Source organism: Streptomyces sp. NBC_00223, from assembly GCF_036199905.1.
GTDB lineage: Bacteria > Actinomycetota > Actinomycetes > Streptomycetales > Streptomycetaceae > Actinacidiphila.
Genome location: NZ_CP108109.1, coordinates 2,339,976 through 2,366,963 on the forward strand (window position 1 = coordinate 2,339,976; position 26,988 = coordinate 2,366,963).

A 26,988-nucleotide genomic window follows, 5' to 3' on the forward strand; every position below is an offset into this window, starting at 1 on the left:
CCGGGTCCGGCCCGGTCAGGTGGTCATCGGGTGCCCGCCTCCGCGGACTTCGCCGCCGCGCGCCCCGCTTCGAGCCGGGCCACCGGGATGCGGAACGGCGAGCAGGAGACGTAGTCCAGGCCCACCTCGTGGAAGAAGTGGACGGACTCCGGGTCGCCGCCGTGCTCCCCGCAGACCCCGAGCTTGAGGCCGGGGCGCGTGGCCCGCCCGGACTCGGCCGCCGACCGTACGAGCGCGCCCACGCCGTCCCGGTCGATCGTCTCGAACGGGGAGACCCCGAAGATGCCCTTCTCCAGGTAGGCCGTGAAGAAGGACGCCTCCACGTCGTCGCGCGAGAAGCCCCACACCATCTGGGTCAGGTCGTTCGTACCGAAGGAGAAGAACTCGGCCGCCTCCGCGATCTGACCGGCCGTCAGCGCGGCCCGCGGCAGCTCGATCATCGTGCCGATGGACAGGTTGAGCCGCGTACCGGTGGCCGCCTCGACCTCGGCGATCACCCGGTCGGCCTCCTCGCGTACGATCTCCAGCTCCTGCACGGTGCCGACCAGCGGGATCATCACCTCCGGCCGGGGGTCGCCCTTGACCGACCTGCGGTGGGCCGCGGCCTCCGCGATGGCCCGCACCTGCATGGCGAACAGCCCCGGGACGACCAGCCCGAGCCGCACCCCGCGCAGCCCCAGCATGGGGTTCTGCTCGTGCAGCCGGTGCACGGCCTGGAGCAGCCGCAGATCGTTCTCGTTGGCGTCCTTGCGGGACTCCGCGAGCGCGACCCGGACCGACAACTCGGTGATGTCCGGCAGGAATTCGTGCAGCGGCGGGTCCAGCAGCCGTACGGTGACCGGCAGTCCGTCCATCGCCTCGAACAGCTCGATGAAGTCGGCCTTCTGCAAGGGGAGCAGAGCGCCCAGCGCCTCTTCGCGCTCGGCGTCCGTGTCGGCGAGGATCAGTCGCTCGACCAACTCCCGCCGCTCGCCCAGGAACATGTGCTCGGTCCGGCACAGCCCGATGCCCTGCGCCCCGAACCGCCGGGCCCGCGAGGCGTCTTCGGCGTTGTCGGCGTTGGCCCGCACCCGCAGCCGGCGCCTGCGGTCCGCGTACGCCATGATCCGGTGCACGGCCCGCACGAGTTCGTCGGCCTCCTCGGCGCCCGCGTGCATCCTGCCCTCGAAGTACTCGACCACCGGGGACGGCACGACCGGCACCTCGCCGAGGTACACCTTGCCGGTGGAGCCGTCGATCGAGATGAGGTCGCCCTCCTCTATCACCACTCCCCCGGGAGCGGTCAGCCGTCGCCGCTTGGTGTCGACCTCCAGCTCCTCGGCGCCGCACACACAGGTCTTGCCCATGCCCCGGGCGACGACCGCCGCGTGCGAGGTCTTGCCGCCGCGGGAGGTGAGGATGCCCTGGGCGGCGATCATGCCGTCGAGGTCGTCGGGGTTGGTCTCGCGGCGGATGAGGATGACCCGCTCGCCCGAGCGCGACCACTTCACCGCCGTGTACGAGTCGAAGACCGCCTTGCCGACCGCCGCGCCCGGCGAGGCCGCGATGCCCCAGCCGATCCGCCGCACCCCGGCGCTGTCGGCCACGGACTCCTCGAAGCGGGGGAACATCAGCTGCGCGAGCTGGGCCCCGTTCACCCGCCGCAGCGCCTCGGCCTCGTCGATCAGCCCCTGGTCGACGAGTTGGGTGGCGATCCGGAAGGCGGCGGCCGCCGTCCGCTTGCCGACCCGGGTCTGGAGCATCCACAAGTGCCCGCGCTCGATGGTGAATTCGATGTCGCACAGGTCCCGGTAGTGCGTCTCCAGCGTCTCCATGATCGTCAACAGCTGGTCGTACGACGTCCGGTCGACGGCTTCGAGGTCGGCGAGCGGCACGGTGTTGCGGATGCCGGCCACCACGTCCTCGCCCTGCGCGTTCTGCAAGTAGTCGCCGTAGACGCCCTGGTGGCCGCTGGCCGGGTCACGGGTGAAGGCGACCCCGGTGCCGGAGTCCGGGCCGAGGTTGCCGAAGACCATCGAGCAGACGTTGACGGCGGTGCCGAGGTCGCCGGGGATACGTTCCTGGCGGCGGTAGAGCCTGGCCCGGTCGGTGTTCCAGGAGTCGAAGACCGCGCGGACGGCGAGGTCCATCTGCTCGCGCGGCTCCTGCGGGAAGTCCCGCCCGGCCTCCTTGGCGACGATCGCCTTGAAGTCGTCCACGAGCTGCCGCAGGTCGGCCGCGTCCAGGCCGAGGTCACTGTCGGCCCCCTTGGCCCGCTTGGCCTCCTCCAGCGCCTCCTCGAACAGCTCGCCGTCCACGCCCAGCACCGTCTTGCCGAACATCTGCACAAGGCGGCGGTACGAGTCCCAGGCGAACCGCTCGTTGCCCGCCTGCTGGGCGAGTCCGACCACGGAGGCGTCGGACAGACCGATGTTGAGAACGGTGTCCATCATCCCGGGCATGGAGAACTTCGCGCCCGAACGCACCGACACCAGCAGGGGGTTGTCCGGCTGGCCGAGCTTCTTGCCCATCCGCTGCTCCAGCGCGTCGAGGTGCGCACTCACCTCGTCGCGCAGCGCGGAGGGCTCCGCTCCGGACTCCAGATAGACCCTGCACGCCTCGGTGGTGATGGTGAAGCCGGGAGGGACCGGCAGTCCGAGGTTGGTCATCTCGGCGAGATTCGCACCTTTCCCGCCGAGCAGGTCCTTGAGGTCCTTGTTGCCCTCAGTGAAGTCGTAGACGAACTTCTGCTTCTTCTGTCGTGCCGACACGGGTCTTCGACTCCTCGCGTCCGGGATGCCCTGACGGCGGGGAGCGTACCCATCTCGAAGGCATCCCAGTACGTCCATCAGCACGACACACGGGTGTAACCGCCCGTCTGCCGACAGATCCAATGTCGGCGGACAGACGCGGGAGGTTCGGTACTCGTTCACGAGTCGAAGGGACGGCTTCGCTGAGCGAGCCGCAGGATCGGTTCTGTGTACGGTGAGTGAGGGTTGATGTGATTGCCTGGAGGCGGTGGGGTGGCACTGAGTGCCATTCATTCGAGAGGTGCAGTGCTCTTTTGTGCGCTCGTTTGAGCGCGAGGGTTATCAAGCGTGGCGCGAATCACGCGGCACGCTGATGTGCTGTCTCATCCTCCGAACGTACGCGGTCTACGCTCCGCTAGGGGTGCGAGGAACTGCGCGATCGGCCACGACGCGGCCGCGGGTCGTCACCGACTCAAAGGGGCTGTTGCTGCCGTGTCCGGACCACCGGGCCGGTGGCAGGTTGCCCGCGCAGTTCCTCGCGCCCCTAACGGGGCCGCTTTCAGCCGCCGGACGTGGCGGACTCCGCGTCCTCGCTCAGCGCAGCGCAGGCGTAGGGGTCGTCGAGCCACCCGTCCGGCAGGACAACCCGCTTGCCCGCCGCCGTCCGCCCCCGCGGCCCGTCGGCGTGCGCGGGCCACGGCTGGGCGTGGTCCAGCCGTGCCAGGTGCTCGTCCATCTCGGCCAGCGACGAGGACGTCGCCAGGGCGCGGCGCAGCTCGGAGCCGACGGAGAAGCCCTTGGTGTACCAGGGCACGTGCTTACGGAAGTCGATCACTCCGCGGGCCTCGTCGCCGAGCCACTGGCCGAGCAGTTCGGCGTGCCGCCGCATCACGACCGCGACCTGCCCGAAGTCCGGGGTGGCGGGGGCCGGCCCGCCGGGTTCGAAGGCCGCCACCAGATCGCCGAAGAGCCAGGGCCGACCCAGGCAGCCGCGCCCGACCACCACACCGTCGCACCCGGTCTCGCGCATCATCCGGGCCGCGTCCTCGGCGCACCAGATGTCGCCGTTGCCGAGCACCGGGATCTCGGGCACATGCTCCTTGAGGCGGGCGATGGCGTCCCAGTCGGCGGTGCCGCCGTAGTGCTGGGCGGCGGTACGGCCGTGCAGCGCGACCGCCGTCACCCCCTCCTCGACCGCGATCCGGCCCGCGTCGAGGTACGTCAGATGGTCGTCGTCGATGCCCTTGCGCATCTTGATGGTGACCGGCAGGTCGCCCGCGTTGCCGACCGCCTCGCGCAGGATCGCCCGCAGCAGGTTGCGCTTGAAGGGCAGCGCGGAGCCGCCGCCCTTGCGGGTCACCTTGGGCACCGGGCAGCCGAAGTTGAGGTCGATGTGGTCGGCCAGGTCCTCGTCCACGATCATCCGTACGGCCTTGCCGACGATCACCGGGTCGACGCCGTAGAGCTGGATCGAGCGCGGGGTCTCGGTGGCGTCGAAGTGGATGAGCTGCATGGTCTTCTCGTTGCGCTCGACCAGCGCGCGGGTGGTGATCATCTCGCTGACGAACAGGCCCTTGCCGCCGGAGAACTCCCGGCAGAGCGTGCGGAAGGGCGCGTTGGTGATGCCGGCCATCGGGGCGAGCACGACCGGCGGGTGCACGGTGTGCGGGCCGATGCGCAGCGCGCTGGTTCCGGGCCGGGTCAAGGTGGCGTCAGCGGTCATGCCGTCCATTGTCCCGTACGGCGGAGGGTCGGTCCGTGTCCGTACGGGACGGGCTTCCGGTCCGGCCCGCCGTGCGGGTCCCGTACGGCGGGTCCGGCTCCCGTATCCGGACCCGGGCAGGACGGGAACGGGGGTGTCAGTCGGCGCAGGTCCAGGAGAAGGTCGCGTCCACGGCGGGACGCGGTGCCGGCTCGCTCCGGATCTCCAGCTTCTTGAACGTGGCTGTCCCGGAGGCGTCCGCGTTGACGGTCACCGAGGCGGTCGTCCCGTCGGTCGAGTCCATGTCGAACTGCTTGTCGTCGATCACCATGCCGAATCCGGCCTCGGCGGTGACCTGGTCGGTGGAGTACGTGCCGGGTCCGGTGTACCCGGTGAGGATGACGTCGTTCATCATCACCCTGGGGGTGCTCAGCAGGAGTCCGGTGGTGGGGATCACCAGTTCGAGGCCGCTGGAGCCCGACTCGCCCTTGACCCAGTCGGCGCACGTGCCGTGCGGGCCGCCGCCGGTGGCGGTGCCGTCGGCCGTGGCCGCCCCGGAGATCTTGATCCGGTAGCAGAAGGTGACGCCGATGGTCCCCTTGCAGGCCCCGGAGTCCTTGGCCCCCGTCTTCGCTCCTGTCTGCGCGCTGCCGGTGGATTTGACGGCCGGGTCGGACCCCGGGCCGGACCCCGAACCGGACGAGCAGCCGGCGGCCAGCCCGACCACCGCGCATACGGCCAGTGCCTTGACGATCTTCATCATTCCCCCTGAATGCCAGCGGCCGGTCGGTGCGGGTGCACTGCCGCTGCTCGTGCTGTGACCCTGCGGAGCGTAGAAGCGGGGCCGCGTGAAAAACCGAGTAGTCGTTACCTGCTTTTCGGTAAGGGCCTGCGGATACCGCACAGGGGAATTCGCGCGGACAGGCGGCGTGGGGAGCCCCAGCGACAGGGTGGGCGGAGGTGTCCGCGAAGCCTCTAAGCTCCGTCGCCATGGACAACGCGTGGTCCTTCACCGGCCGGCACCGGGAGCTGTCTCTGGTCGAGAGCGCGCTCTCGGCCGAAGGGGCGCACCCGCGCGGAGTCGTGCTGGCGGGCCCGGCCGGGGTCGGCAAGACCCGGCTGGCCAGGGAGGTTCTGCGACGAGCGGCGGCCGGCGGAATGGCCACCCGGTGGGTGGTGGCGACGGCCGGCGCCTGCGACATCCCCTTCGGCGCGGTCGCGGGGCTGCTGCCGGACGCCGTGGAGGCGCGCGATCCGCTCGGGGTGAGCCGGGCGATCGCCGCGGCCGTGACGCGGCGCGCCGGGGGCCGGCCCCTCCTGCTCGGCGTGGACGACGCCCATCTGCTCGACAACTGCTCCGCGCTGCTTCTGCTGCACCTGGTCGGCACGGCGGACGCCCGGCTGGTCCTGACGGTCCGTTCGGGCGAGACCGTCCCGGACTCGGTGTCCAGGCTGTGGCAGGACGGCGCGTGGCAGGACGGGTCCGTGCGCCGGGTGGACATCCAGGCGTTCGACCACGCGGAGACCGCCGAGCTGGTCAGGACCGTCCTGGGCGGCCACGTCGCCGGGCTCACCCTGGAACAGATATGGCAGTTCAGCCGCGGAAACGCGCTGGTGCTCCACGATCTGATCCAGGACGCGCTGGCGACGGGGGCACTGCACAGCAGCGCGGGCGTGTGGCGATGGGACGACCGGCCCGCTCCGGGCGCCCGGCTGGCCGACCTGGTCGCTTCCCGGCTCGGCCGGGTCGGTCCCGCCGAGCGGGAGATCCTGGAACTGCTGGCCCTGGGCGAACCCCTCCGGCTGCGGCACGCGGCGGACCTGGTGCCGGACGCCGATCTGGAGTCCATGGAACAGCGCGGCCTGGTGTCGGTCCACCACGACGACACGGACCGGCTGCTGCGGATCGCGCACCCCCTCCACGGGGAGGTCGTCCGGGCCGGGCTCGGGTCCCTGCGGGTCGGGACGCTGTGCGGACGGCTCGCCGACGCGGCCGACGCCGGTCCTCGGCGGGGGCGCGACGAGATCCGGGTGGCCGTGTGGCGGCTGCGCAGCGGCAGCCGTGACCACCCCGATCTCTATCTGCGGGCCGCACGGCGTACCCACACGTTCCAGGACGCCGCCCTGGCGGAGCAACTGGCCCGGGCCGCCATGGAATCGGGGGCCAGGCTGGAGGGCGGGCTGCTGCTGGCCGAAACCCTGGCCTGGCAGGGGCGGGCCGACAGCGCGGACCGGTTGCTGGCCGAACTCTCCCTGCTCGCCGCCTCGGACGCCGAGCGGACCCGGGTCGCGCTCGCGACCGCGGTGTCCCTGTTCTGGGGACGCGGGCTGGCCGCCCGGGCGGAGCGAGTGCTGCTCGACGCCGAGGACGTCATCGCGGACCCGGCACCGCGGCACGAACTCACCGCTCTGCGGGCCGCCGTCCAGTTGCTGGACGGCCGGGCGCCGGAGTCGGTGGCCACCGGCGACACGGTCCTTCGCCACCCCGACGCCGCCCCGGGCAACGTGGTCCGGACGCTGACGGCGGTAGTGCCCGCGCTCGTCCTGTGCGGTCGGGCGGCGGAAGCGCTCGGCTGGGCGGAGACCGCCCTGGCGGCGGTGGCGGTCGCACCGGACACCGAGCCCGTGAGCCGGGCCCGGCTGGTGACCGACATCGCCTTCGCCCACGTGTTCATGGGGGATCTGGCGCGGGCCGAGCAGCTCGGCGGATCCGTGTACGACGAGGCCCTGGCACACCGGGAGCTCACCGCCACGGCGCTGGCGAGCGTACTGCTCGGCTTCACCGCGCTCGCGGCCGGGAACCTCCCGGTCGCGCGGGACCGATTGCGGGAAGCCGCCGCCTCCTTCCCCCGGAAGGGGGCCACCGGGCCGCTTCCCCTGGGGCTGGCGAGCCTGGCCCAGACCTGCGCCCAGGCCGGGGATCTCGCCGGAGCCGAGGCGGCCCTGGACCGGGCGTCGACGTACCTGACCGCCGGGAACCGCGCCTTCGCGCCGCTGGTGGGCCTGGCCGAGGCATGGGTGGCTCACGCACGCGGGGAGTCGACCCGTGCGGGCGATCTGGCCCTGGCAGCGGCCGAGCAGGCCCGGCGGAGCGGTCGGCACGCCCTCGAAGTCGCCGCCCTGCACGACGCCCTGCGCCTGGGCCGGGCCGGTCCGGCGGCACGCCTGCTGCCTGCCGCCACGGCGCTGACGGACGGCCCGTTCGCGGTGTGCTGTCGTGACCACGCCCTTGCCGTGCGCGACGACGACGGCCGTCGGCTCGACGCGGTATCGGCGCGGTTCGAGCAGTTCGGGGCGCTGCTGCTCGCCGCCGAAGCCGCCGCCGAGGCGGCCGGCGCCCATGAACGCGCGGGGTTGTCGCGCCCGGCCGACCTCGCCCGGGCACGCGCCGCGGCGTTGGCCGACCGGTGCGGCCGGCCCGTCACGGCAGCGCTCCTGGCCTGCGCCCTGCCCTCGCCGCTGACCCGGCGCGAGCGCGAGGTCGCCGGGCTGGCCGTGAGCGGCCTGTCGAGCCGGCAGATCGCCGAACGGCTCACCGTCTCGCCCCGGACCGTCGACGGCCATCTCGCCCGTGCCTTCGCCAAGCTCGGCGTGACCCGCCGCGCCGATCTCGCGGCCGCCCTGGCCCGGGGCTGAGGTCCGGCGCCGCCGCAACCGGCCGTCCGGCACGTCTGCCCGCACCTCAGCCCGCACCTCGATCGGCACCTCGACGCGCACCCCAGCCCGCACCTCGATCGACACCTCGGTCGGCGCATCGACGCGCACGTCGGCCCGCACGTCAGCCCGCACCTCGGTCGGCACATCCGCCCGCACCTCGACGCGCACCTCAGCCCGCACCTCGACGCGCACCTCAGCCCGCACCTCGGTCGGCACATCGGCCCGCACGTCTGCCCGCACCTCGACGCGCCGGCTCCGCCGACCGACAGACCGCTCGCGGCCCGTACACCGACCGCCCGGTCGCGGCAGCGTCGCCCCTTGGCCCCGCCCCCGACCCGGCTCCGCCCCCGACCCGGCTCCGGCCCCGCCGGCCTCGGCGGGAGCGTCCTCGCCTCAGTGACACACCACCGGCACAGGGCCCAGCAGTTCGACCCCGTGCAGCGCCGCCGCGTACCCCGGTACGGCCGGGTCGACCGGCGCCGGGACGGGCAGTCGGCGCCCGCGGGCGCGGCGTCCGCGGCGCGGGCTCCCAGGGTTCTCCCTAGTCTTCGCCGGGACGGGCCCCCGGTTACCGCGGGCGGGTGCTCTCATGTGTTCCGCCTGTAGGAACAGGTGGAACACCATATGGGGGGCACCATGATGGACCGTCATGACCGTGGCCGGCCGGACACCGGCAACCGGCCGCGCGGTGGGAGACGTACGGGCCTGAGACTGCTCGCGCCGGTCGTCTCCGCGGCCGTCGCGGCCGTCGCCGCGGTGGCCGTCACACCTTCCGCCGCCGTGGCCGCGAGCGCCACCGACTCGATCACGCTGTCCTGGGGCAGCAACGCTTACGGAGAGCTGGGCAACGGCGGCAGCAGCGGCAAAAGCATCCTGCCCATCCAGGTGGCGTCCGGGGCCGGCATGGTGCAACTGGCCGCGGGATTCGAGCACAGCCTCGCGCTGACCTGGGACGGCCAGGTCCGCAGCTGGGGCTACAACGCCTACGGCGAACTGGGCGACGGGAGCACCCTCAACCGCACCACCATGTCGACCGTGTCCGGACTGAACGGTGCGGTGCAGATAGCCGCGAACGGCTACGACAGCGCGGCTGTGCGGTCGGACGGGACCGCGTGGACGTGGGGCTCCAACTATTACGGCCAACTGGGCGACGGCTCCACGACCGACCGCCACTCCCCGGTCCAGGTGAAGGGCCTGACCCACGTACGGCAGATCTCCGTCGGCTACCAGCACGACCTGGCCGTGCGGACGGACGGCACCGTGTGGGCCTGGGGCCTCAACGGCGACGGCGAACTGGGCGACGGCACCACCACCACACGCCACGCACCGGTGAAGGTGTCCGGTCTGACCGATGTCGTCCAGGTCGCGGCGGGCTTCGAGTACAGCCTCGCGCTGCGGTCGGACGGCACGGTGTGGGCCTGGGGTTACGGCGGCTACGGCACGATGGGCGACGGCTCGATCACCGACCGCAGCGTACCGGCGAAGGTGCCCGGCCTCACCGGCGTGAAGCAGATATCGGCCGGCACCCTGCACGCCGCGGCCCTCCGGTCCGACGGCACCGCCAGGACATGGGGCTACAACGCCGACGGCCAGCTGGGCAACGGCACGGCCACCAGCACCACCGCACCGGTGAAGGTCGCCGGCCTGTCCGGCCTGACCCAGATATCGGCCGGCTTCTACCACACCGCCGCCGTCCGGTCCGACGGCAGCGTCTGGGAGTGGGGCAGCAACATGTTCGGGGAACTGGGCAACGGGTCCCCGGACCCCGGCTCGCTCACCCCCGTCATGGCGTCGGTGAGCGGGGCGACCCAGGTGGCCGCCGGCGAGGTCCACTCTCTGGTGCTCCTGGCACTGAGCCCGTACGACAAGACCGTTCCCACCCTCAGTGGCAAGACCGCTGACGGCAGTGTGCTGAGCGCCACCCGCGGCACCTGGACCGGCACCGGCCCGATCACCTACACCTACCGCTGGCAGCGCTGCACCGCAGACGTGTCCTCCTGCCCGAACATCGCCGGCGCGACATCGGCCACCTACCGGCTCAAGCACGCCGACGTGGGCAGCCGCATCCGTGTGGGCGTGTCCGCCGGCAACCTCGGCGGCACCAACGGACCCATCTGGTCCACGACCACCGGCATCGTCAAAAAAGCCCCGCCGGTGAACAAGAAGGCGCCGACGGTGACCGGTACGAAGACCCGCGGCAAACTCCTGACCGGCCACCCCGGCACCTGGACCGGCCTGACCCCGATCACGTACGCCTACCGCTGGCAGCGCTGCACCGCCAAGGGCACCGGCTGCAAACCCATCAGCGGCGCCACCCACACCACCTACCGCCTCACAGCAGCCGACACGGGCAAACGCGTACGTCTGAACATCACCGCCACCAACGCCGACGGCCACACCACCGCCCACTCCCCGGCCACCCCGGCGATCAAGAAAAACTGACAACCACCCGCACCCCCGGCACCACAGAACACAGCACCACCCACCCACCGCATCGCCGCCCACACCAGCGGCGATGCGGCCACTCCACGGACACGGTCGCGCCCGCCGCGGAACCGCTTCGGGAACACGCCGGGACCGAGCGCGGGGCGCCGCTCAGCGCGCGCCGGGCCAGCCGCCGGCCACCAGCAGCGCGGTCAGTTCGGTGCGTGACCGGATGCCGTTGGCGGCGTAGATCTGGGCGAGGTGGTACTCCACCGTCTTGACGCTGACCACGAGTTCGGCGGCGATCTCCCGGTTGGAGCGGCCGGCGGTGACCAGTCGGGCCACGGACGCCTGGGCCGGGGTGATGCTGATCCTGCGGGACGGGGCGGCCGGCACCAGTACGTCACGGGAGGCGAGTTCACGCGAGGCCGCCGCCAGTGCGGGGCGCGCGCCGAGCGTACGGAAGACCTCGCGGGCGGAGGTGAGCAGGGCGACGGCGCGGCGGCGTTCGCCGGCCGCCAGCCGGCGGCCCTCCTCCAGGTCGAGCAGCGCGCGGGTGTACCGGCCGGCGCGGGGCGCGGCGGCGCGTCCCCGTTCGAAGGCGATGGCCGCGGCGGCCGGGTTGTGGCGGGCGAGGGCCAGTCCGGCGCGCAGCCTGGCCGCCTCGGTGGCGCGGGTGGCCGTCGCGGAACGGCTCGGCATCCGGTCCATTTCGTCCAGCGCGCGTTCGGCCTCCGTCCACCGCTTCTGGGCGAGGTACGCCTCGATCTCGGCGGGCCGCCACTCCCACAGGCCGAGGCTGTCGAAGGGAGCCGGGTCCCCGATGGCCCGCAACTGCTCCGCCGCGGCCAGGACACCGCTGTGGTCGCCCCGCGCACCGGCCGCGACGGCGCAGGCCGCGCTGGCGGTCACCAGTCCGGCGGGTATGCCGACCGCGATCGCCGAGGACCGCGCGGCCTCCGCGTGTGCCTGGGCGAGGCCGGTGTTGCCGCAGGCGGCGGGTACGAGGACGGCATAGCCGTGGATGAAGGGCAGCTCCCACACGCGGTCGGCGTCGTGCGCCAGCGACACGGACAGTTCGGTGTGGGTGGCCGCGTCGCCCCAGTGGCCCTGCCGGTACTCGGCGTCGGCGAGGAAGGTCAGCGTCTGGCTGGCCAGCCTGGAAGGCCAGCCGGAACGCGTCCTTGACCACGCGACCGACAGGTCCGTGATCGCACCGGAGAAGTCCTCGCCGAGCGTCCGGACCAGGCCTCTTATGGTGAGAGCGTCGGTGTCCTCCGGACGGGTCCGCACCGACGCCTGCGGCAGGTGGGCGAAGGCGTCGGCAGCAGCGGCCAGATCCCCGACCATGGCCCGGACGATGCCGAGCACGCAGGCGGTGGCGCAGTTCTCGGCGCCTCCGATGTCGATGGCGCGGCCGATCCACCGCCCGGCGCCGTCGCCGTCGCCCATCAGTACCAGGAAGTTGGCCAGCTGCGCGGCGCCCGTCGCCACCGCCGACAGGGTCCGGTCCGGGCCGGGAGCGGGAGCGGGGGCGGGCCCGGGACCGGCGCGCGGTCCTGGCCCACGATCCTGGCCGTCGCGGGTGTGCCAGGCGTGGTCCAGCAGCCGCTCGGCCTCGGCGACGCGTCCGCCGAGCATGTCGAGGCGGCCCAGGAGCGCCGCGGTCCGCGCGTCGGGTGCGGCCTCGGCACGGAACCGGCGGCCGAACGGTTCGGCGGCCCCCGCGTTGCCGGAGTCGAGCAGCGTCTCGAACGCGTCGAGCATCAGCCGGTGGCCTTCTCGTGCGTCGCCGCAGAGCCCGGCGGCCCGGCGCAGCAGCTCCGCGGCGGGCTCGACCGCGCCCGCGGCCGCCGCGTTCCGCGCTTCCTGTTCCAGTTCGGCGGCCAGTCGGTCGTCGGGGCCGGACGCGGCGGCGGCCCGGTAGGCCAGACCGACCGGGCCGCCGAGGGTGCCGGCCCGGGCGTGCAGCTCCCGGCGGCGCTCGAAGCGGATCGTCGCCTCGACCGCGCGCCGGATCAGCGGGTGGGTGAAGCGGACCTCGGCGTCCGCCGTCCCGGGCTGTTCGTCGAGCAGATAGCCCGCGGCGAGTTCGGCGGCGGCCCCGGACGGGTCGTCGACGGCGGCGACCACGGCCACGTCCCGCAGCGGCGGGCGCGGGCCCAGTACGGCCGCCGCCTCGGCGACCGCCCGGGCCGGCGCCGACAGCGCGTTCAGCCGGTGCCGCACCATCTGGTCGATGGAGACCGGGGTCGGCAGGTCCGCGGTCAGCCCGGCCCGCGCCGCCGGGTCGAGGGCGTCAAGCACCAGCCGGCAGTGCAGCGGGTTCCCGCCGGTGTCCCGGAGCACCGCGGCGGCGACCTGCGGAGTGACCGCGGTGCCCCGGACCGACGCCAGCTTCCAGATGTCGGAGACGCTGAACGAGCCCAGCGGCAGCCGCGTCACCAGGGGATCACCGTTCAGGAAACGCAGCCACGGCTCACCCAGCACCGGCAGCGAGCGGCTGCGCACAGTGGCCAGCGTCAGCAGGCAGTCATTGCGCAACCGCCGCAGGGCGAGCAGCAACGCCTCGGCGGAGTGCTGGTCCAGCCATTGCAGGTCGTCCACGATCAGGACGACGGCCCCGGGCCCCGAGCCTGCCGTCACCTCTGTTGCCGCCATGGTGCCCGTGCCCGTCCCTGGCGCCGACCCCGTCCCTGTCGCCGTCGCCGGGAGCGCGCCGAGCAGGTCGATCAGCTCGGCGGCGTCGCGCAGCGGAGAGCGCGGGTGCCCGCCGGACGCCGGGGGCGCGCTTCTGCGCGCCGCGCCCGTGTTCCGCACCATCGTGTCGAGGGCCGCGCCGGTCAGCAGCCGCTCGTCCTCCTCGCCGCGCAGCCACAGGGCGCGCGTGCCCGCCGTCCGGCCGGTGAACTCCGCGAGCAGCGTCGACTTGCCCGCGCCGGGGTCGCCCTCCACCAGGACGAATTGGGCCGAACCCGCTCGGGCGCTCTCCAACGCGGCTCGCAGAACGGCCAGTTCGTGCCGCCTGCCGACGAATGTCTCCATTGGCGATGAGAGTAACCGTGCCCGGGTGGATCGAGGAGAGCTGTGGAGTGGCCGCATCGCCGCTGGTGTGGGCGGCGATGCGGTGGGTGGGTGGTGCTGTGTTCTGTGGTGCCGGGGGTGCGGGTGGTTGTCAGTTTTTCTTGATCGCCGGGGTGGCCGGGGAGTGGGCTGTGGTGTGGCCGTCGGCGTTGGTGGCGGTGATGTTCAGGCGTACGCGTTTGCCTGTGTCTTTTGCTGTGAGGCGGTAGGTGGTGTGGGTGGCTCCGCTGATGGGTTTGCAGCCGGTGCCCTTGGCGGTGCAGCGCTGCCAGCGGTAGGCGTACGTGATCGGGGTCAGGCCGGTCCAGGTGCCGGGGTGGCCGGTGAGGAGTTTGCCGCTGGTCTTCGTACCGGTCACCGTCGGCGCCTTCTTGTTCACCGGCGGGGCCTTCCTGACCACGGCCGTGGTCAGGGATTGCACCGGCCTGGCCGTACCGCCGAGGTTGCCGGCGGACACACCCACGCGGATACGGCTGCCCACGTCGGCGTGCTTGAGCCGGTAGGTGGCCGATGTCGCGCCCGCGATGTCCGGGCACGAGGACACGTCGGCGGTGCAGCGCTGCCAGCGGTAGGTGTAGGTGATCGGGCCGGTGCCGGTCCAGGTGCCGTGCGCGGCGCTCAGCACACTGCCGTCAGCGGTCTTGCCACTGACAGTGGGAGCGGTTTTGCTGATCGGCCTCAGCGCCTTGAGCGCCAGGGTGTGGGTGCCGCCGGCGGCCACCTGGGTCACCCCGCTCACCGACGCCATGACGGGCGTGTCGGTCTGGGCGGCCGAGGAGCCGTCGCCACGCTGCCCGTAGAGATTGCTGCCCCACGACCAGACGGTGCCGTCCGACCGGACGACCGCGGTCTGCCAGGTGCCGGCCGACACCTGCGTCACGCCGGTCAGGCCGGCCACCTTCGCCGGGGTGCTCCGGGAGACGGTGGTGCCGTCGCCCAACTCACCGTCGTCGTTGTAGCCCCACGTCCACGCGGTGCCGTCGGACCGGAGGGCCACGACGTGGCCGACACCGGCCGACACCTGCGTCACGCCGGACAGGCCGGTCACCTTCGCCGGGGTGCTCCGGGAGACGGTGGTGCCGTCGCCCAACTCACCGTCGGGATTGGCGCCCCAGGCCCACACCGTGCCGTCCGACCGCAGCGCGAAGCTGTCGTCGTCGCCCGCCGCGACCTGGACGATCCCGGTGAGGCCGGCCACCTTCACGGGCACGGTGCTCAAGGTGGTGGCGCTGTTGCCCAGTTGGCCGTGGTTGTTGAGGCCCCAGGCCCATACCGTGCCGTCCGTCCGGACGGCCAGGTCGTGCAGGTAGCCGACGGAGATCTGCCGTACGTGGGTCAGGCCCTTCACCTGGACCGGGGAGTGACGGTCCGTGGTGGTGCCGTCGCCCAGTTCGCCGTCATCGTTGGAGCCCCATGTCCACGCGGTGCCGTCCGACCGCACGGCGGCGCTGTCGTAGGAGTTCGCGGAGACCTGTACCACCGCGTTCAGCCCGGGGACGGTCACCGGCGTGCTGCGGTCGGTCGTGGTGCCGTCGCCCAGTTCGCCGTGGGCGTTGTAGCCCCAGCTGCGGACCTGGCCGTCCCAGGTCAGCGCGAGGCTGGACTGTGCGCCGGCGGCCAGTTGCACCAGGCCGCCCCCGGACATCACCTGGCCGGGAGGAGTGCTCGTGGTACTGGTGGTCCCGTTGCCCAGCTCTCCGTACGGGTTACCGCCCCAGGACAGCGTGATCGAGTCGGTGGCACTCGCGGCCACCGCGGCGGAAGGTGTGACGGCCACCGTGGCGACGGCCGCGACGGCCGCTGAGACGACCGGCGCGAGCAGTCTCAGGCCCGTACGCCTCCCACCGCGGGGCCGGTCGCCGGTGTCCGGCCGGCCACGGTCAAGACGGTCCATCATGGTGCCCCCCATATGGTGTTCCACCTGTTCCTACAGGCGGAACACATGAGAGCACCCGCCATCCGCACCGGGAGCCCGTCCCGGCCAGGACTAGGGAGAACCCTGGGAGCGCCGCCGGACCGTGCCGACGGACTCCGTAACCCAGGAGGTCGGTCTGCTCGCACCGGCCGCGACCGTCCTGCGGCGTCGGCCCGACCTGGGCGTGGCGGTGACGCGGCAGCGCCCAGGCGCTGCACGCGGGCTCAGCTCTGGGCGGGGAGGCCCGGCGCGGCGGCGACCGGGCTCAGCTCTGGGCGGCCGGGTCGGCGGCGTCCGCGGCCGCGGCGCAGTCCGCGCACGTGCCGAAGACCTCCACCGTGTGGGCCACGTCCACGAAGCCGTGGTCCACGGCGACCGTCTCCGCCCACTTCTCGACCGCGGGCCCCTCGACCTCGACGGCCTTGCCGCACACCCGGCAGACCAGGTGATGGTGGTGGCCGCCGCCGGAGCAGCGGCGGTACACCGACTCGCCGTCGCCGGTGCGCAGCACATCGATCTCGCCCGCGTCGGCGAGCGACTGGAGGGTCCGGTAGACAGTGGTGAGGCCGACCGAGTCCCCACGGTGCTTGAGCAGGTCGTGGAGGTCCTGCGCGCTGCGGAACTCGTCGACCTCGTCGAGGGCTGCCGCCACCGCGGCCCGCTGCCGGGTCGAACGGCCACGCACGGGATGGTTGGTGGTGTTCACCGGTGCCTCCCTTTCTCGGTCGTTCTCAGTCGTGCTCGGTCCCGCCGGACATGCTCGGCTTCCGCGCCGGGCGCCTCGCGCATGTGTCCGGACAGGGCCCATTGTGCCAGGCCGCGCCGCTCAGGAGGGCACCTCCACCGCCTTGTCCGGGGCGGGCAGTTCCACGTCCAGGCCGCCGTGCGCCTCCGCGGCCGCCGCCCGCCGGGCCCGTCTCGCGGTCAGCGGGGCCGCGACCACCGCCATGACCAGGAAGACCGCCATCGAGGCCAGCACGATGCTCGACCCGGGCGGCACGTCCACGTAGTACGAGAAGACCGTGCCGGACAGCGCCACCACGACCCCGATGGCCACCGACACCGCGAGCGTCCAGGCGAAGCCGCGGGTGACCTGCTGGGCGGCGGCCACCGGGATCACCATCAGCGCGCTGACCAGCAGCAGTCCGACCGCCCGCATCGCCACCGTGACGGTGACCGCGGCCGTCACCGCGAGCAGCAGGTTCAGCGCCCGCACCGGCAGCCCGCTCACCCGCGCGAACTCCTCGTCCTGGCACACCGCGAACAGCTGCCGCCGCAGCCCCAGGGTGACCAGGAGCACAAAGGCCGCCAGGGCGATCATCGGCGGGATGTCCTGCGGGGCGACCGTACTGATCGACCCGAAGAGATAGGTGGTGAGGTTGGCGTTGGACCCGTTCGGCGCCAGGTAGATGATCATCACACCGCCGGACATGCCCCCGTAGAAGAGCATGGCCAGCGCGATGTCGCCGCGCGCCTTCGCGTAGGAGCGGATCAGCTCCATGACGATCGCGCCCAGGGTGGAGACCGCAACGGCCATCCACACCGGGCTGACCTGGAGCAGGAAGCCGAGCGCGACACCGGTCAGGGCGACATGCCCGATGCCGTCGCCCATGATCGCCTGGCGGCGCTGGACGAGGTAGATGCCGACCGCGGGCGCGGTGACGCCCACCAGCAGGGCGGCGAGCAGGGCCCGCTGCATGAAGGCGTAGTCCAGGATCTCCATCAGCGCACCAGCCCCTTCGCCGTGACCGACGCCGAGGCCACGACCGCGCCGGGGCCCGCGTGCGGGTGCACATGGTCGTGCCCGGGCAGCGCGTGCTGCCCGACGCCTTGCGGCGGAGCGCCGTCGTGCACGACGCAGCCGTCCCGCAGCACGACCGCCCGGTCGATCAGCGGCTCCAGCGGCCCGAGTTCATGCAGTACCAGCAGGACGGTGACGCCCGCGGCGACCTGCTCGCGCAGCGTGGCGGCCAGGATCCGCTGACTGGCCAGGTCCACCCCGGCCATCGGCTCGTCCATGATCAGCAGTTCGGGTTCGGCGGCCAGCGCCCGGGCGATCAGCACCCGCTGGTGCTGGCCGCCGGACAGCGCGTCCACCGAGTCCCGGGCCCGGTCCGCCATGCCGACCAGCGCCAGCGCCCGGTCCACCGCGCCGCGGTCGGCCCGGCGCGGCGGCCGCAGCCCGGTCCTGGCCAGCCGCCCGGACGAGACCACCTCGCGTACGGTCGCGGGCACCCCGCCGGCCGCGGTCGTCCGCTGGGGCACGTATCCGATCCGCGCCCACTGCCGGAACCGGGCGCCGGGCGTGCCGAACAGCTCCCGGGTGCCGGCCGTCAGCCGGACCCGGCCGAGCACCGCGCGTACGGCCGTCGACTTGCCCGAGCCGTTCGCGCCGAGCAGCGCCACGACCTCGCCGCGGCCGACGCTGAGGTCGACTCCGCGCAGCACCGGGCGGGCGCCCAGGTGGGCGGTGGCGCCGCGCAGGCGCACGACCTCTTCCGGCCCCGGCCCGGGCCCCCGCCCCTGCCCCTGCCCCTGCCCCTGCCCCTGCCCCTGCCTCTTCATTTGGCCCCCAACGCGGCCCGCAGGGCTTGCAGATTGCTCCGCTGGACCTCGAAGTAGTCCGTGCCCTTGGACTTGTCGGTGATGCCCTCGATCGGGTCGAGCACGTCGGTGCGTACCCGCAGATCGCCCGCGAGCGTCTTCGCCGTACGGTCGCTGACCAGCGTCTCGAAGAAGACGGTGGTCACGTGCTTGTCCCTGGCCAGGTCCTGGAGGGCCTTCATCCGGGCGGCGCTGGGCTCGCTCTCGGGGTCGATGCCGTTGATGGCCTCCTCGACCAGGCCGTAGCGCTCGGCGAGGTAGCCGAAGGCGGCGTGGGTGGTGAGGAAGGTGTCGGAGGTACGGTCGCGCAGGCCGGTGGCGAACTCGCCGTCGAGTACGTGGAGCCGGCCGACCAGAGTGTCGGTGTTCTTGGCGTAGGCGGCCGCGTGGGCGGGGTCGGCCTCTTCCAGCGCCTTGCCGACGCCCCGGGCGACCTCGGCGTACTTCACCGGGTCGAGCCAGATGTGCGGGTCGGCGCCGGCGTCGTCCTCGCTGTCGCCGCCGCTGCCGTTGTCGCCGCTGGTGTGCCGGCGTCCGTCGACCTCGGTGCCGTGCTCCTCCAGCGAGGTGAGCTTCGCCGCGTCCACCGTGTGCCGGACCCCGGCCTGGGTGATCGCGCTGTCGACGGCGGGCTGGAGGCCGTGCAGATAGACGACCACGTCGGACCGGCTCAGGGCGGCGATCTGCCGGGGGGCAAGCTCCAGGTCGTGCGGCTCGACGCCCGGCTTGGTCAGGTCGGTGATCCGCACATGGTCGCCGCCGATCTGGGCCACCAGGAACTCCAGCGGATAGAAAGAGGCCGTGACCTGCACCTTTCCCTCGTTCTTGCCGTCCGCGGCGGTGGAGCCCGAGCACCCGGACAGTACGGGGAGGGCGAGCGCGGCCACGGCGGCGAGGGCGGTGGCGGGTATCAGGGAACGGTGTTTCTTCATGACTGTCATTTTCATCTTATGTGGAAACGATTGTCAATCTCCGCTCTTTGTGACGCTTCGCCCCCCGCACGTCCTTGCAGCCCGCCGAACGGATTTGATATGCGCCCCGCACTCGCCGGTAATCTGGGACAACTGACCGCTTCGCCGTACTGAAGAGAGCACCGTGGCAGCCGACAAGATCGACACCATCGTCAGCCTGAGCAAGCGCCGTGGCTTCGTTTTCCCGAGCAGTGAGATCTACGGTGGCTCCAAGGCCGCCTGGGACTACGGGCCACTGGGCGTCGAGCTCAAGGAGAACATCAAGCGCCAGTGGTGGCGCTCCATGGTGACCTCGCGTGACGATGTGGTGGGAATCGACTCGTCGGTGATTCTCGCCCCCGAGGTGTGGGTGGCCTCCGGTCACGTCGCCACCTTCTCCGACCCGCTGACCGAGTGCACCTCCTGCCACAAGCGCTACCGCGCGGACCACCTGGAGGAGGCGTACGAGGCCAAGCACGGCCGGCTTCCCGCCAACGGCCTCGCCGACATCAACTGCCCGCACTGCGGTACGAAGGGCGCGTTCACCGAGCCCAAGCAGTTCTCCGGCATGCTCCAGACGCACCTCGGCCCGACCCAGGACGCGGGCTCCGTCGCGTATCTGCGGCCCGAGACCGCGCAGGGCATCTTCACCAACTTCGCCCAGGTGCAGACGACTTCGCGGCGCAAGCCGCCGTTCGGCATCGCCCAGATGGGCAAGTCGTTCCGCAACGAGATCACGCCGGGCAACTTCATCTTCCGCACCCGCGAGTTCGAGCAGATGGAGATGGAGTTCTTCGTCAAGCCGGGCGAGGACGAGAAGTGGCACGAGTACTGGATGCAGGAGCGCTGGAACTGGTACACGGGCCTGGGCCTGCGCGAGGAGAACATCCGGTGGTTCGACCACCCCAAGGAGAAGCTCTCCCACTACTCCAAGCGCACCGCTGACATCGAGTACCGCTTCAACTTCGGCGGCCAGGAGTTCAGCGAGCTGGAGGGCGTGGCGAACCGTACGGACTTCGACCTCTCCTCGCACTCCAAGGCGTCCGGCCAGGACCTCTCCTACTTCGACCAGGAGGCGGGCGAGCGCTGGTTCCCGTACGTCATCGAGCCCGCGGCGGGTGTGAACCGGGCGATGCTGGCCTTCATGCTCGACGCGTACAACGAGGACGAGGCGCCCAACGCCAAGGGCGCCATGGAGAAGCGCACGGTCATGCGGCTCGACCCGCGGCTGGCCCCGGTCAAGGTCGCCGTGCTGCCGCTGTCCCGCAACCCCGAGCTGTCGCCGAAGGCGAAGGGCCTGGCGACGGCGCTGCGCAGGAACTGGAACATCGAGTTCGACGACGCGGGCGCGATCGGCCGCCGCTACCGCCGCCAGGACGAGATCGGCACGCCGTTCTGCGTCACGGTGGACTTCGACACGCTCACCGACAACGCGGTGACCGTGCGGGAGCGGGACACGATGAAGCAGGAGCGGGTCTCGCTCGACCAGGTCGAGACCTACCTCGGCTCCCGCCTGCTGGGCTGCTGACCCCCGGGCGCGGGCGGGCCGGTTGCCCCGAGAGCGACTTGCCCCGATCGAGCAAGCCTTGAGAAAGAGAAAACTTGCCCAAAAGGAAGACTTTCCCAGACCAGGAAAGTAGCCCATCCGGGCAAGTTTTCTTCTTTCCGTAACTTTCTTGTGTCACACTGTCACCGTGGACTCCAACGATTCACCTGTCGAGAACTCCCTCAGCAAGGGCCTGCAGGCCCTGCGCGACCTGCTGGGAGGGGCCTGGGAGGTCACACTCAGGGCGGACCCGACGGCCGCGGCGAGAAGCACGACACGTCATGTGGACGCCCTGGTCGAACTGAAGCCGACGAGCGATGGACACGTCGCCCAACTGCTGGTCGATGTGAGGGACGGCGTTACTCCCCGCACGGTCGAAACGGAGTTGCTGCCCAAGCTGGACCTGCTGCGGCAGGTGAATCACTACACGTCGCCGCTGGTGATCTCCCCATGGATCTCACCGCGCGTCCAAGAGCTCCTGCGCGAGCACGACATCAATTACCTGGACTTCACAGGAAACGTATCCCTGCGCACCCCCCGGCCTACGATTGTCATCCGCACACAGGGGGACGCCCGCTCACCGCGCTCCGTCAACAGGCGCAGCGAGAAGGCCACACTGGCGGGACCGAAAGTTGGCCGGCTCGTCCGACTCCTCGCGGACGTGTCCCCTCCGTACCGGGCCGGAGAACTGGCCGAAGCCGCCCGCCTCAGCCTTCCCTACGTATCACGGCTCCTGGGCACGCTGGAGGATCAGCTTCTGATCCGGCGCCAAGGCCGGATCATCACCACTGTGGACTGGGTCCAGCTGCTACGGGCCCGCGCGGAGCAGCTCAATCTGCTGCGCCACAACCCCTACGTCGGCATGGTCTCCCCGAATGGCATCGACGCGACGCTCGCGACCCTGCGCGGCATGACCGGTGAAGAGCGCGGTCGAGTGGCCGTCACCGGCTCGTACGCCGCTCATTCAGTGGCGCCTCTGGCCGTCGGAGGACAACTGATGCTCTACGTCCCCCATGGTCCGCACACTCCCGACGACCTCGGGGACCGCCTCGGACTGCTCCGCGTGGACCAGGGCGCCAATGTGCTGCTGCTGCGTGCCCATGACGAGGTCGTCTTCGCACGAACCGCCGACATGAAGGGGCTGCGTCGGGTCGCCCTGAGCCAGCTTGTTCTGGACTGTCTCTCCGGCCCGGGACGAATGCCCGCTGAGGGGGAGGCCGTTCTGACGTACATGCGGACACACGAAAAGTCGTGGCGAGCAGCCCAACTCCCCGACGTGTCCACGGTCTAGCACCTATAGAATGACATTCCTGACAGTATGACCAGATATAAGCAGGAGCGGTATGTCCAAGGTTCCCGATGGTGTTGACCGACGGCAGTTGGACATCGTCGCACGGCGCGTCCTGCTCGACGGCCTCACAGCCCTTCACGATCACCTGGACGCACTCACCGTCGTAGGGGCTCAGGCCGTCTACCTTCGGACGCCCAACGCCTCAATGCGCAACGCCCCATTCACGTCCGACGGCGATCTGAGCATCGACCCGCTGAAGCTCGGGGATCAGCCGCACCTTGACGAGGCGCTGCGGGCCGCCGGGTTCGACCTGCTCTACGAGAATCAGCCCGGCCTCTGGGGTCGGCCGGAACGGGTCGGCGAACTGACCGTCCGGGTTGAGTTGGATCTGCTGATTCCCAAGAAACTGGCCACCAGGATCGGCAGGAGAAGCGCCAAGATCCCTCCGCACGGCGAGATGTCCGCTCGATGGACGCCCGGCCTGGAGGTCAGCGCAGTCGATCGCTCCCCCATGCTCATCACCAGCCTCGAACCCGGCGACCAGCGCGGGATCAGCACCCACGTCGCCGGGTCGGCCGCTCTGCTGGTCGCCAAGGCCTACAAGATCAGTGAGCGAGTCGCCGAGGCCGACCGGCGTCCGGACCGGCTTACGAACAAGGACGCAGGCGATGTCTACCGCATCATGGCGGCTGTTCCGGCCGCCCAGGTAGCAGCCTCCTTCGCTGCCCTTGTGGAGCACCCGCGTATCGGCACTGTCGCCAAGGAGGGCCTCGGTCACCTTCGCGACCTCTTCGGAGGTGCCGCCGCACCCGGCGTCAACCTGGCCGTTGACGCCCATGCCGGCGACATCCCCGAAGAGACCATCCGTACCGTGGCGCCCGCCTTCATCAAGCGCCTGCCGTAACGCTTGTACGGGCCGTCCACGGTCTGTCACCCGCCGGTGGTGATTCCCGGTCGGGTTACGACGTCGGCTCGTTGGGGAGCGCGGCGCCGAAGCGGCGGTCGCGGTGGGCGTATTCGAGGCAGGCCCGCCACAGATCACGGCGGTCGAAGTCCGGCCACAGCACGTCCTGGAACACCATCTCCGCGTAACTGCTCTGCCAGATCAGGTAGTTGGAGGTGCGCTGCTCACCGCTCGGGCGCAGGAAGAGATCCACGTCCGGCATGTCCGGGTAGTACAGATACTTCGCGAACGTCTTCTCGTTGACCTTCGCCGGGTCCAGCCGCCCCTCGGCCACATCGCGGGCCAGCGCCTGCGCCGCGTCCGCGATCTCCGCGCGACCGCCGTAGTTGACGCAGAAGTAGAGCGTCATCGCGTCGTTGTCGACGGTCTGCTCCTGGGCGACCTGGAGCTCCTGGACGACCGACTTCCACATCTTCGGCATCCGGCCGACCCAGCGGATACGGATGCCCAGCTCGTTCATCTCGTCGCGGCGGCGGCGGATCACATCGCGGTTGAAGTTCATCAGGAAGCGGACCTCCTCGGGCGACCGCTTCCAGTTCTCCGTGGAGAAGGCGTACAGCGACAGATTCTTGACGCCGATCTCCAGGCAGCCCTTGAGCACGTCGAGGACCACGCCCTCGCCGACCTTGTGCCCCTCGGTGCGCGGCAGCCCGCGCTCCTGCGCCCAGCGCCCGTTGCCGTCCATGACCACCGCGACATGCTTCGGTACGAGATCCCCGGGGATCTTCGGCGGCCGCGCGCCCGACGGATGCGGGTCCGGCGTCCGGTACGAGCTGCGATGACGGGTCAGAATCCCGCGACGTGCCATGGTCGTACTACTCCTGACAGCTGTGTGAGCCCCGGATCGGCGCTCATCTCCCTGCGCCGTCTTCCCCGGCGCTACTTCTCGACGAACCGCAGCGACCGCAGACCGCGCTCCAGATGCCACTGGAGGTACGCCGCGACCAGCCCGCTGCCCTCACGGCAGTGGCGGCGGTCGCAGGCGTCCGCGGTCTCCCAGTCCCCGCCCAGCAGCGCGCCGAGCAGTTCCAGTGACTCCCGTGAGGGTACGACGCTTCCGGGCACCCGGCACTCGCCGCAGACGACTCCTCCCGCGCCGACCGAAAAGAACCGGTTCGGCCCGGCCATGCCGCACCGGGCGCAGTCGTCGAAGCTCGGCGCGTACCCGTTGACGGCCAGCGAGCGCAGCAGGAAGGCGTCCAGCACCAGCCGCGCCTCGTGCTCGCCCGCGGCGAGCGTGCGCAGACCGCCCACCAGCAGCAGATACTGCTGTATCGCGGGCTCGCCCTCGTGGTCGGTGAAGCGTTCCGCCGTCTCCAGCATCGCGGTGCCCGCGGTGTACCGCTCGTAGTCGGCGACGATCGGGCCGCCGTACGGCGCGATGGTCTCGCTCTGGGTGCACAGCGGCAGTCCGCGGCCGACCAGCTCGCCGCCGCGGGCGAAGAACTGCACGTCGACATGGCTGAACGGCTCCAGGCGCGCGCCGAACTTCGACTTCGTGCGCCGCACTCCCCTGGCCACCGCCCGCACCCGGCCGTGCCGGCGGGTCAGCAGGGTGATGATCCGGTCCGCCTCACCCAGCTTCTGGGTGCGCAGCACGATGCCGTCGTCGCGGAACAGACTCATGCGGCCATTCTCCCGTACGGCGGCGCCGGGCGGGCCGCCGCGGTCGGGGCGGGCGGCTCGGGGGTCGGCTCAGGGGACGGCTCAGGGGTCCGTGGCGGGAGGATCAGCGGGCCGTACGGGGGTCGCAACGGCCCGGGCGCGACGCGATCAGCGGGCCGGGACAGTGGGCTCAGCGGTCCACGCCCGGTGAGATCAGCCCGGACTCGTAGGCGGTGATGACCAGTTGGGCCCGGTCGCGGGCGCCCAGCTTGCCCATGATCCGGCTGACGTGGGTCTTGGCGGTGAGCGGGCTCAGGCCCAGTGCCTCGCCGGTCTCGGCGTTGTTCAGACCGCGGGCGACCAGGGTGAGCACCTCGCGCTCGCGGTCGGACAGGCACGCCAGCCGGGCCGGTACGGGCGCGGCGGCCGGCGGCCGGTCCGGCAGCCGCAGCACCCGGGCGATCAGCCGGGCGGTGGGCCCGGGCGAGAGCAGCGCGTCCCCGGCGGCGACGGTACGGATCGCGTCGAGGAGTTCGGCGGGCCGGGTGTCCTTGACCATGAAGCCGGACGCGCCCGCGCGCAGCGCCGCGACCACGTGCTCATCGTCGTCGTACGTGGTCAGGACGAGGATACGGACGCCCGCGAGCCGATCGTCCGCGGCGATCCGGCGGGTGGCCTCGATGCCGTCCAGCTCCGGCATCCGGATGTCCATGATGATCACCTCGGGATGGGCGGTACGGGCCAGGTCGACGGCCTCCAGGCCGTTCGCGGCCTGCCCGACGACCTCCATGTCCCGGGCCGACTCCACGAGCATCGCGAACGCGGCGCGCACCAGCGTCTGGTCGTCGGCGAGCAGCACGCGGATGGGCTCCGCCCTGGGCGGCGCGGGGACGGTCATCGGGGGTCTCCCTGGTGGTCTGCGGCGAGCGGGGGCGTGGGCGGTGGCGTGGGCGGCGGTTCTGTGGCGCGCGGGGCCTCCGCGGTGAGGGGCAGTTCCGCCGTGACGGCGAAGCCGGGGGCGTCCGGGCGCGGGCCCGCGGTGAGGGTGCCGCCGACGCTGCGGGCGCGCTCGCGCATGCCGGCGATGCCGAAGCCCTCCGGGCGGGGCGAGGGGACCCGTACGGCGTGCGAGCCGTCGTCCACGATCCGCAGCCGCAGGGCGGTGGCCGTACGGTCCACCCGGACGCTGATCCGCGGCCCGGCGGCGGCGCCCGCGTGGCGTACGGCGTTGGTCAGCGACTCCTGGACGATCCGGTACGCGGCGGCGCCGACGGCGGGCGGTACGGGGGCGTGGGCGGGGGCGGTACCGGTGTCCGGGGCGTCCGTACCGGTGTCCGGGGCGTCCGTACCGGTGTCCGGGGCGTCCGTACCGGTGTCCGGGGCGGCCGTGCCGGGGGCGGCCGTACCGTCCATGGTCAGCTCGACCCGGGCGCCCGCGGCCTCGGCGGCCTTCGCGAGGGCCGGGATGCCGGCCAGGTCGGGCAGCGGCCCGTCGCCGTCGGCCCGCAGCACCCGCAGGGTGGTCCGCAGTTCGGCGCGGGCCTCCCGGCAGGTGGCCGCGATGGTGTCGAGCGCGCCCGCCACCGCCGTACGGTCCAGCCGGTCGGGGTCGGCGAGCAGGATGTGCGCGGCCACGGAGGTCTGGACGCCGATCAGGGTGATGCTGTGGGCGAGCAGGTCGTGCAGATCGCGGGCTATCCGCAGCCGTTCCTCGGCGACCCGGCGGGCGGCCTCCTCCTCGCGGGTGCGTTCGGCCCGCTCGGCGCGTTCCATGATGGCGGCGACGTAGTTGCGGTGGGTGCGGACGACTTCGCCGACGACCGCGACCGCGACGATCCACCCGGCGCTCTGCAGCATTTCGCCGCCCGCGTGGGGCTTGCCGACGGTGGACATCACGGCGGACATGGTGAGGACGACGGACGGTACGACCAGATACGTGCGGACCGGCGGGCCCGCGACCGCCAGCGCGTACAGGGCGACGACGCTGGAGAGGATCGGCGCGGTCTGGGTGTTCCCCATGGCGTGGTAGGGCGCGACGCACGCGACCATGCCGACGAGGCACCACATCGGGGCACGCCGCCGCCACGCCAGCGTGGCGGCGCTGCCCACGAGCAGCGCCCATCCGAGCAGGTCGGGGTGGTGGCTGACGGCGCTCTCCGGCAGGGTGACGGCGAGCGCCGCCTCGACGGCGAGGACGAGCGCGGCGAGCGCGACGTCGTTCCGCGAGACCCGCGGCCCCCGCCCCACGGGAACGAAGGACGCGCGCCGCAACGCGAGCCTGAAAGCCACGCGACCCTCCCTCCTCGATCACCCCCCGAATCGGCAACGCCCTGACGACCCAACGGGCTCGTCGGCGTCAGGGCCAGCCCCCCGGACCTACGAAAACGCCCCCACCCTTACGACACTACCGACCCCACGCCGCCCAAAAGGCTGCCAACCTCGGGCCGGGAGGCCGCACGGCAGCGAAGTCCTGCGGCGGGACCGCCGCAGGCACCCTGCGGGGGGCCGGGGGTCGTG

Annotated in this window: 18 protein-coding genes; 5 read left to right on the forward strand and 13 right to left on the reverse strand. The window is 72.0% G+C overall.

Annotated elements, in window-relative coordinates:
- Nucleotides 1-23: 23 nt before the first annotated feature.
- The 3 genes from ppdK to OHA30_RS09870 form a co-directional block, all read right to left on the reverse strand.
- On the reverse strand, nucleotides 24-2,750 hold the full coding sequence (gene ppdK, locus OHA30_RS09860) for a pyruvate, phosphate dikinase (RefSeq protein WP_405785633.1): 2,727 nt from the start codon (nucleotides 2,748-2,750) through the stop codon (nucleotides 24-26).
- Between the two features lie 538 nt (nucleotides 2,751-3,288).
- Entirely contained in the window at nucleotides 3,289-4,452 is a 1,164-nt protein-coding gene (gene dusB, locus OHA30_RS09865) for a tRNA dihydrouridine synthase DusB (protein ID WP_328913441.1), read from the reverse strand.
- Nucleotides 4,453-4,588: 136 nt separating this feature from the next.
- Entirely contained in the window at nucleotides 4,589-5,194 is a 606-nt protein-coding gene (locus OHA30_RS09870; protein ID WP_328913442.1) for a hypothetical protein, read from the reverse strand.
- Nucleotides 5,195-5,421: 227 nt separating this feature from the next.
- Between OHA30_RS09870 and OHA30_RS09875 the strand changes: the two genes are divergently transcribed.
- Together OHA30_RS09875 and OHA30_RS09880 are read left to right on the forward strand one after the other, a co-directional pair.
- Nucleotides 5,422-8,067: a LuxR C-terminal-related transcriptional regulator gene (locus OHA30_RS09875; RefSeq protein WP_328913443.1), complete on the forward strand. Its 2,646-nt coding sequence runs from the start codon at nucleotides 5,422-5,424 to the stop codon at nucleotides 8,065-8,067.
- A 645-nt stretch (nucleotides 8,068-8,712) separates the two neighbouring features.
- Entirely contained in the window at nucleotides 8,713-10,530 is a 1,818-nt protein-coding gene (locus tag OHA30_RS09880; protein WP_328913444.1) for a hypothetical protein, read from the forward strand.
- A 153-nt stretch (nucleotides 10,531-10,683) separates the two neighbouring features.
- Here the strand turns inward: OHA30_RS09880 and OHA30_RS09885 are convergent, their stop codons facing one another.
- The 6 genes from OHA30_RS09885 to OHA30_RS09910 form a co-directional block, all read right to left on the reverse strand.
- Nucleotides 10,684-13,557: a helix-turn-helix transcriptional regulator gene (locus OHA30_RS09885; RefSeq protein WP_328913445.1), complete on the reverse strand. Its 2,874-nt coding sequence runs from the start codon at nucleotides 13,555-13,557 to the stop codon at nucleotides 10,684-10,686.
- A 130-nt stretch (nucleotides 13,558-13,687) separates the two neighbouring features.
- A complete protein-coding gene (locus OHA30_RS09890; RefSeq protein ID WP_328913446.1) occupies nucleotides 13,688-15,493 on the reverse strand; it encodes an RCC1 domain-containing protein in 1,806 nt (601 codons plus the stop codon).
- A 283-nt stretch (nucleotides 15,494-15,776) separates the two neighbouring features.
- Entirely contained in the window at nucleotides 15,777-16,217 is a 441-nt protein-coding gene (locus OHA30_RS09895; RefSeq protein WP_328913447.1) for a Fur family transcriptional regulator, read from the reverse strand.
- Nucleotides 16,218-16,337: 120 nt separating this feature from the next.
- The gene (locus OHA30_RS09900; RefSeq protein ID WP_328913448.1) at nucleotides 16,338-17,234 is read right to left on the reverse strand and encodes a metal ABC transporter permease; all 897 of its coding nucleotides are present in this window, start codon (nucleotides 17,232-17,234) and stop codon (nucleotides 16,338-16,340) included.
- Entirely contained in the window at nucleotides 17,234-18,076 is an 843-nt protein-coding gene (locus OHA30_RS09905) for a metal ABC transporter ATP-binding protein (protein ID WP_405785632.1), read from the reverse strand. Before OHA30_RS09905 ends, OHA30_RS09900 begins: the two co-directional genes overlap by 1 nt.
- Nucleotides 18,073-19,047, reverse strand: a complete 975-nt coding sequence (locus tag OHA30_RS09910; protein ID WP_328913450.1) for a metal ABC transporter substrate-binding protein — start codon at nucleotides 19,045-19,047, stop codon at nucleotides 18,073-18,075. The genes OHA30_RS09905 and OHA30_RS09910 overlap by 4 nt, the downstream gene beginning before the upstream one ends.
- A 163-nt stretch (nucleotides 19,048-19,210) precedes the next feature.
- Here OHA30_RS09910 and OHA30_RS09915 point away from each other — a divergent pair, with 163 nt between their 5' ends.
- The 3 genes from OHA30_RS09915 to OHA30_RS09925 all read left to right on the forward strand — a co-directional run bounded on the left by OHA30_RS09915 (nucleotide 19,211) and on the right by OHA30_RS09925 (nucleotide 22,806).
- Nucleotides 19,211-20,593 (forward strand): glycine--tRNA ligase, encoded by a 1,383-nt coding sequence (locus tag OHA30_RS09915; protein WP_328913451.1) that lies wholly within the window; start codon nucleotides 19,211-19,213, stop codon nucleotides 20,591-20,593.
- A gap of 166 nt (nucleotides 20,594-20,759) precedes the next feature.
- The gene (locus tag OHA30_RS09920; RefSeq protein WP_328913452.1) at nucleotides 20,760-21,902 is read left to right on the forward strand and encodes a hypothetical protein; all 1,143 of its coding nucleotides are present in this window, start codon (nucleotides 20,760-20,762) and stop codon (nucleotides 21,900-21,902) included.
- A gap of 52 nt (nucleotides 21,903-21,954) precedes the next feature.
- On the forward strand, nucleotides 21,955-22,806 hold the full coding sequence (locus tag OHA30_RS09925; protein WP_328913453.1) for a hypothetical protein: 852 nt from the start codon (nucleotides 21,955-21,957) through the stop codon (nucleotides 22,804-22,806).
- Nucleotides 22,807-22,861: 55 nt separating this feature from the next.
- Here the strand turns inward: OHA30_RS09925 and OHA30_RS09930 are convergent, their stop codons facing one another.
- From OHA30_RS09930 to OHA30_RS09945, 4 genes are all read right to left on the reverse strand, one after another.
- Nucleotides 22,862-23,674 carry an isoprenyl transferase gene (locus tag OHA30_RS09930; protein ID WP_328913454.1) on the reverse strand — a complete coding sequence of 271 codons (813 nt, stop codon included), beginning with the start codon at nucleotides 23,672-23,674 and terminating at the stop codon, nucleotides 22,862-22,864.
- A 71-nt stretch (nucleotides 23,675-23,745) separates the two neighbouring features.
- Entirely contained in the window at nucleotides 23,746-24,492 is a 747-nt protein-coding gene (gene recO, locus OHA30_RS09935; protein WP_328913455.1) for a DNA repair protein RecO, read from the reverse strand.
- Between the two features lie 169 nt (nucleotides 24,493-24,661).
- On the reverse strand, nucleotides 24,662-25,369 hold the full coding sequence (locus OHA30_RS09940) for a response regulator transcription factor (protein ID WP_328913456.1): 708 nt from the start codon (nucleotides 25,367-25,369) through the stop codon (nucleotides 24,662-24,664).
- Nucleotides 25,366-26,760 carry a sensor histidine kinase gene (locus OHA30_RS09945; protein ID WP_405785631.1) on the reverse strand — a complete coding sequence of 465 codons (1,395 nt, stop codon included), beginning with the start codon at nucleotides 26,758-26,760 and terminating at the stop codon, nucleotides 25,366-25,368. The genes OHA30_RS09940 and OHA30_RS09945 overlap by 4 nt, the downstream gene beginning before the upstream one ends.
- Between the last annotated feature and the right edge of the window lie 228 nt (nucleotides 26,761-26,988).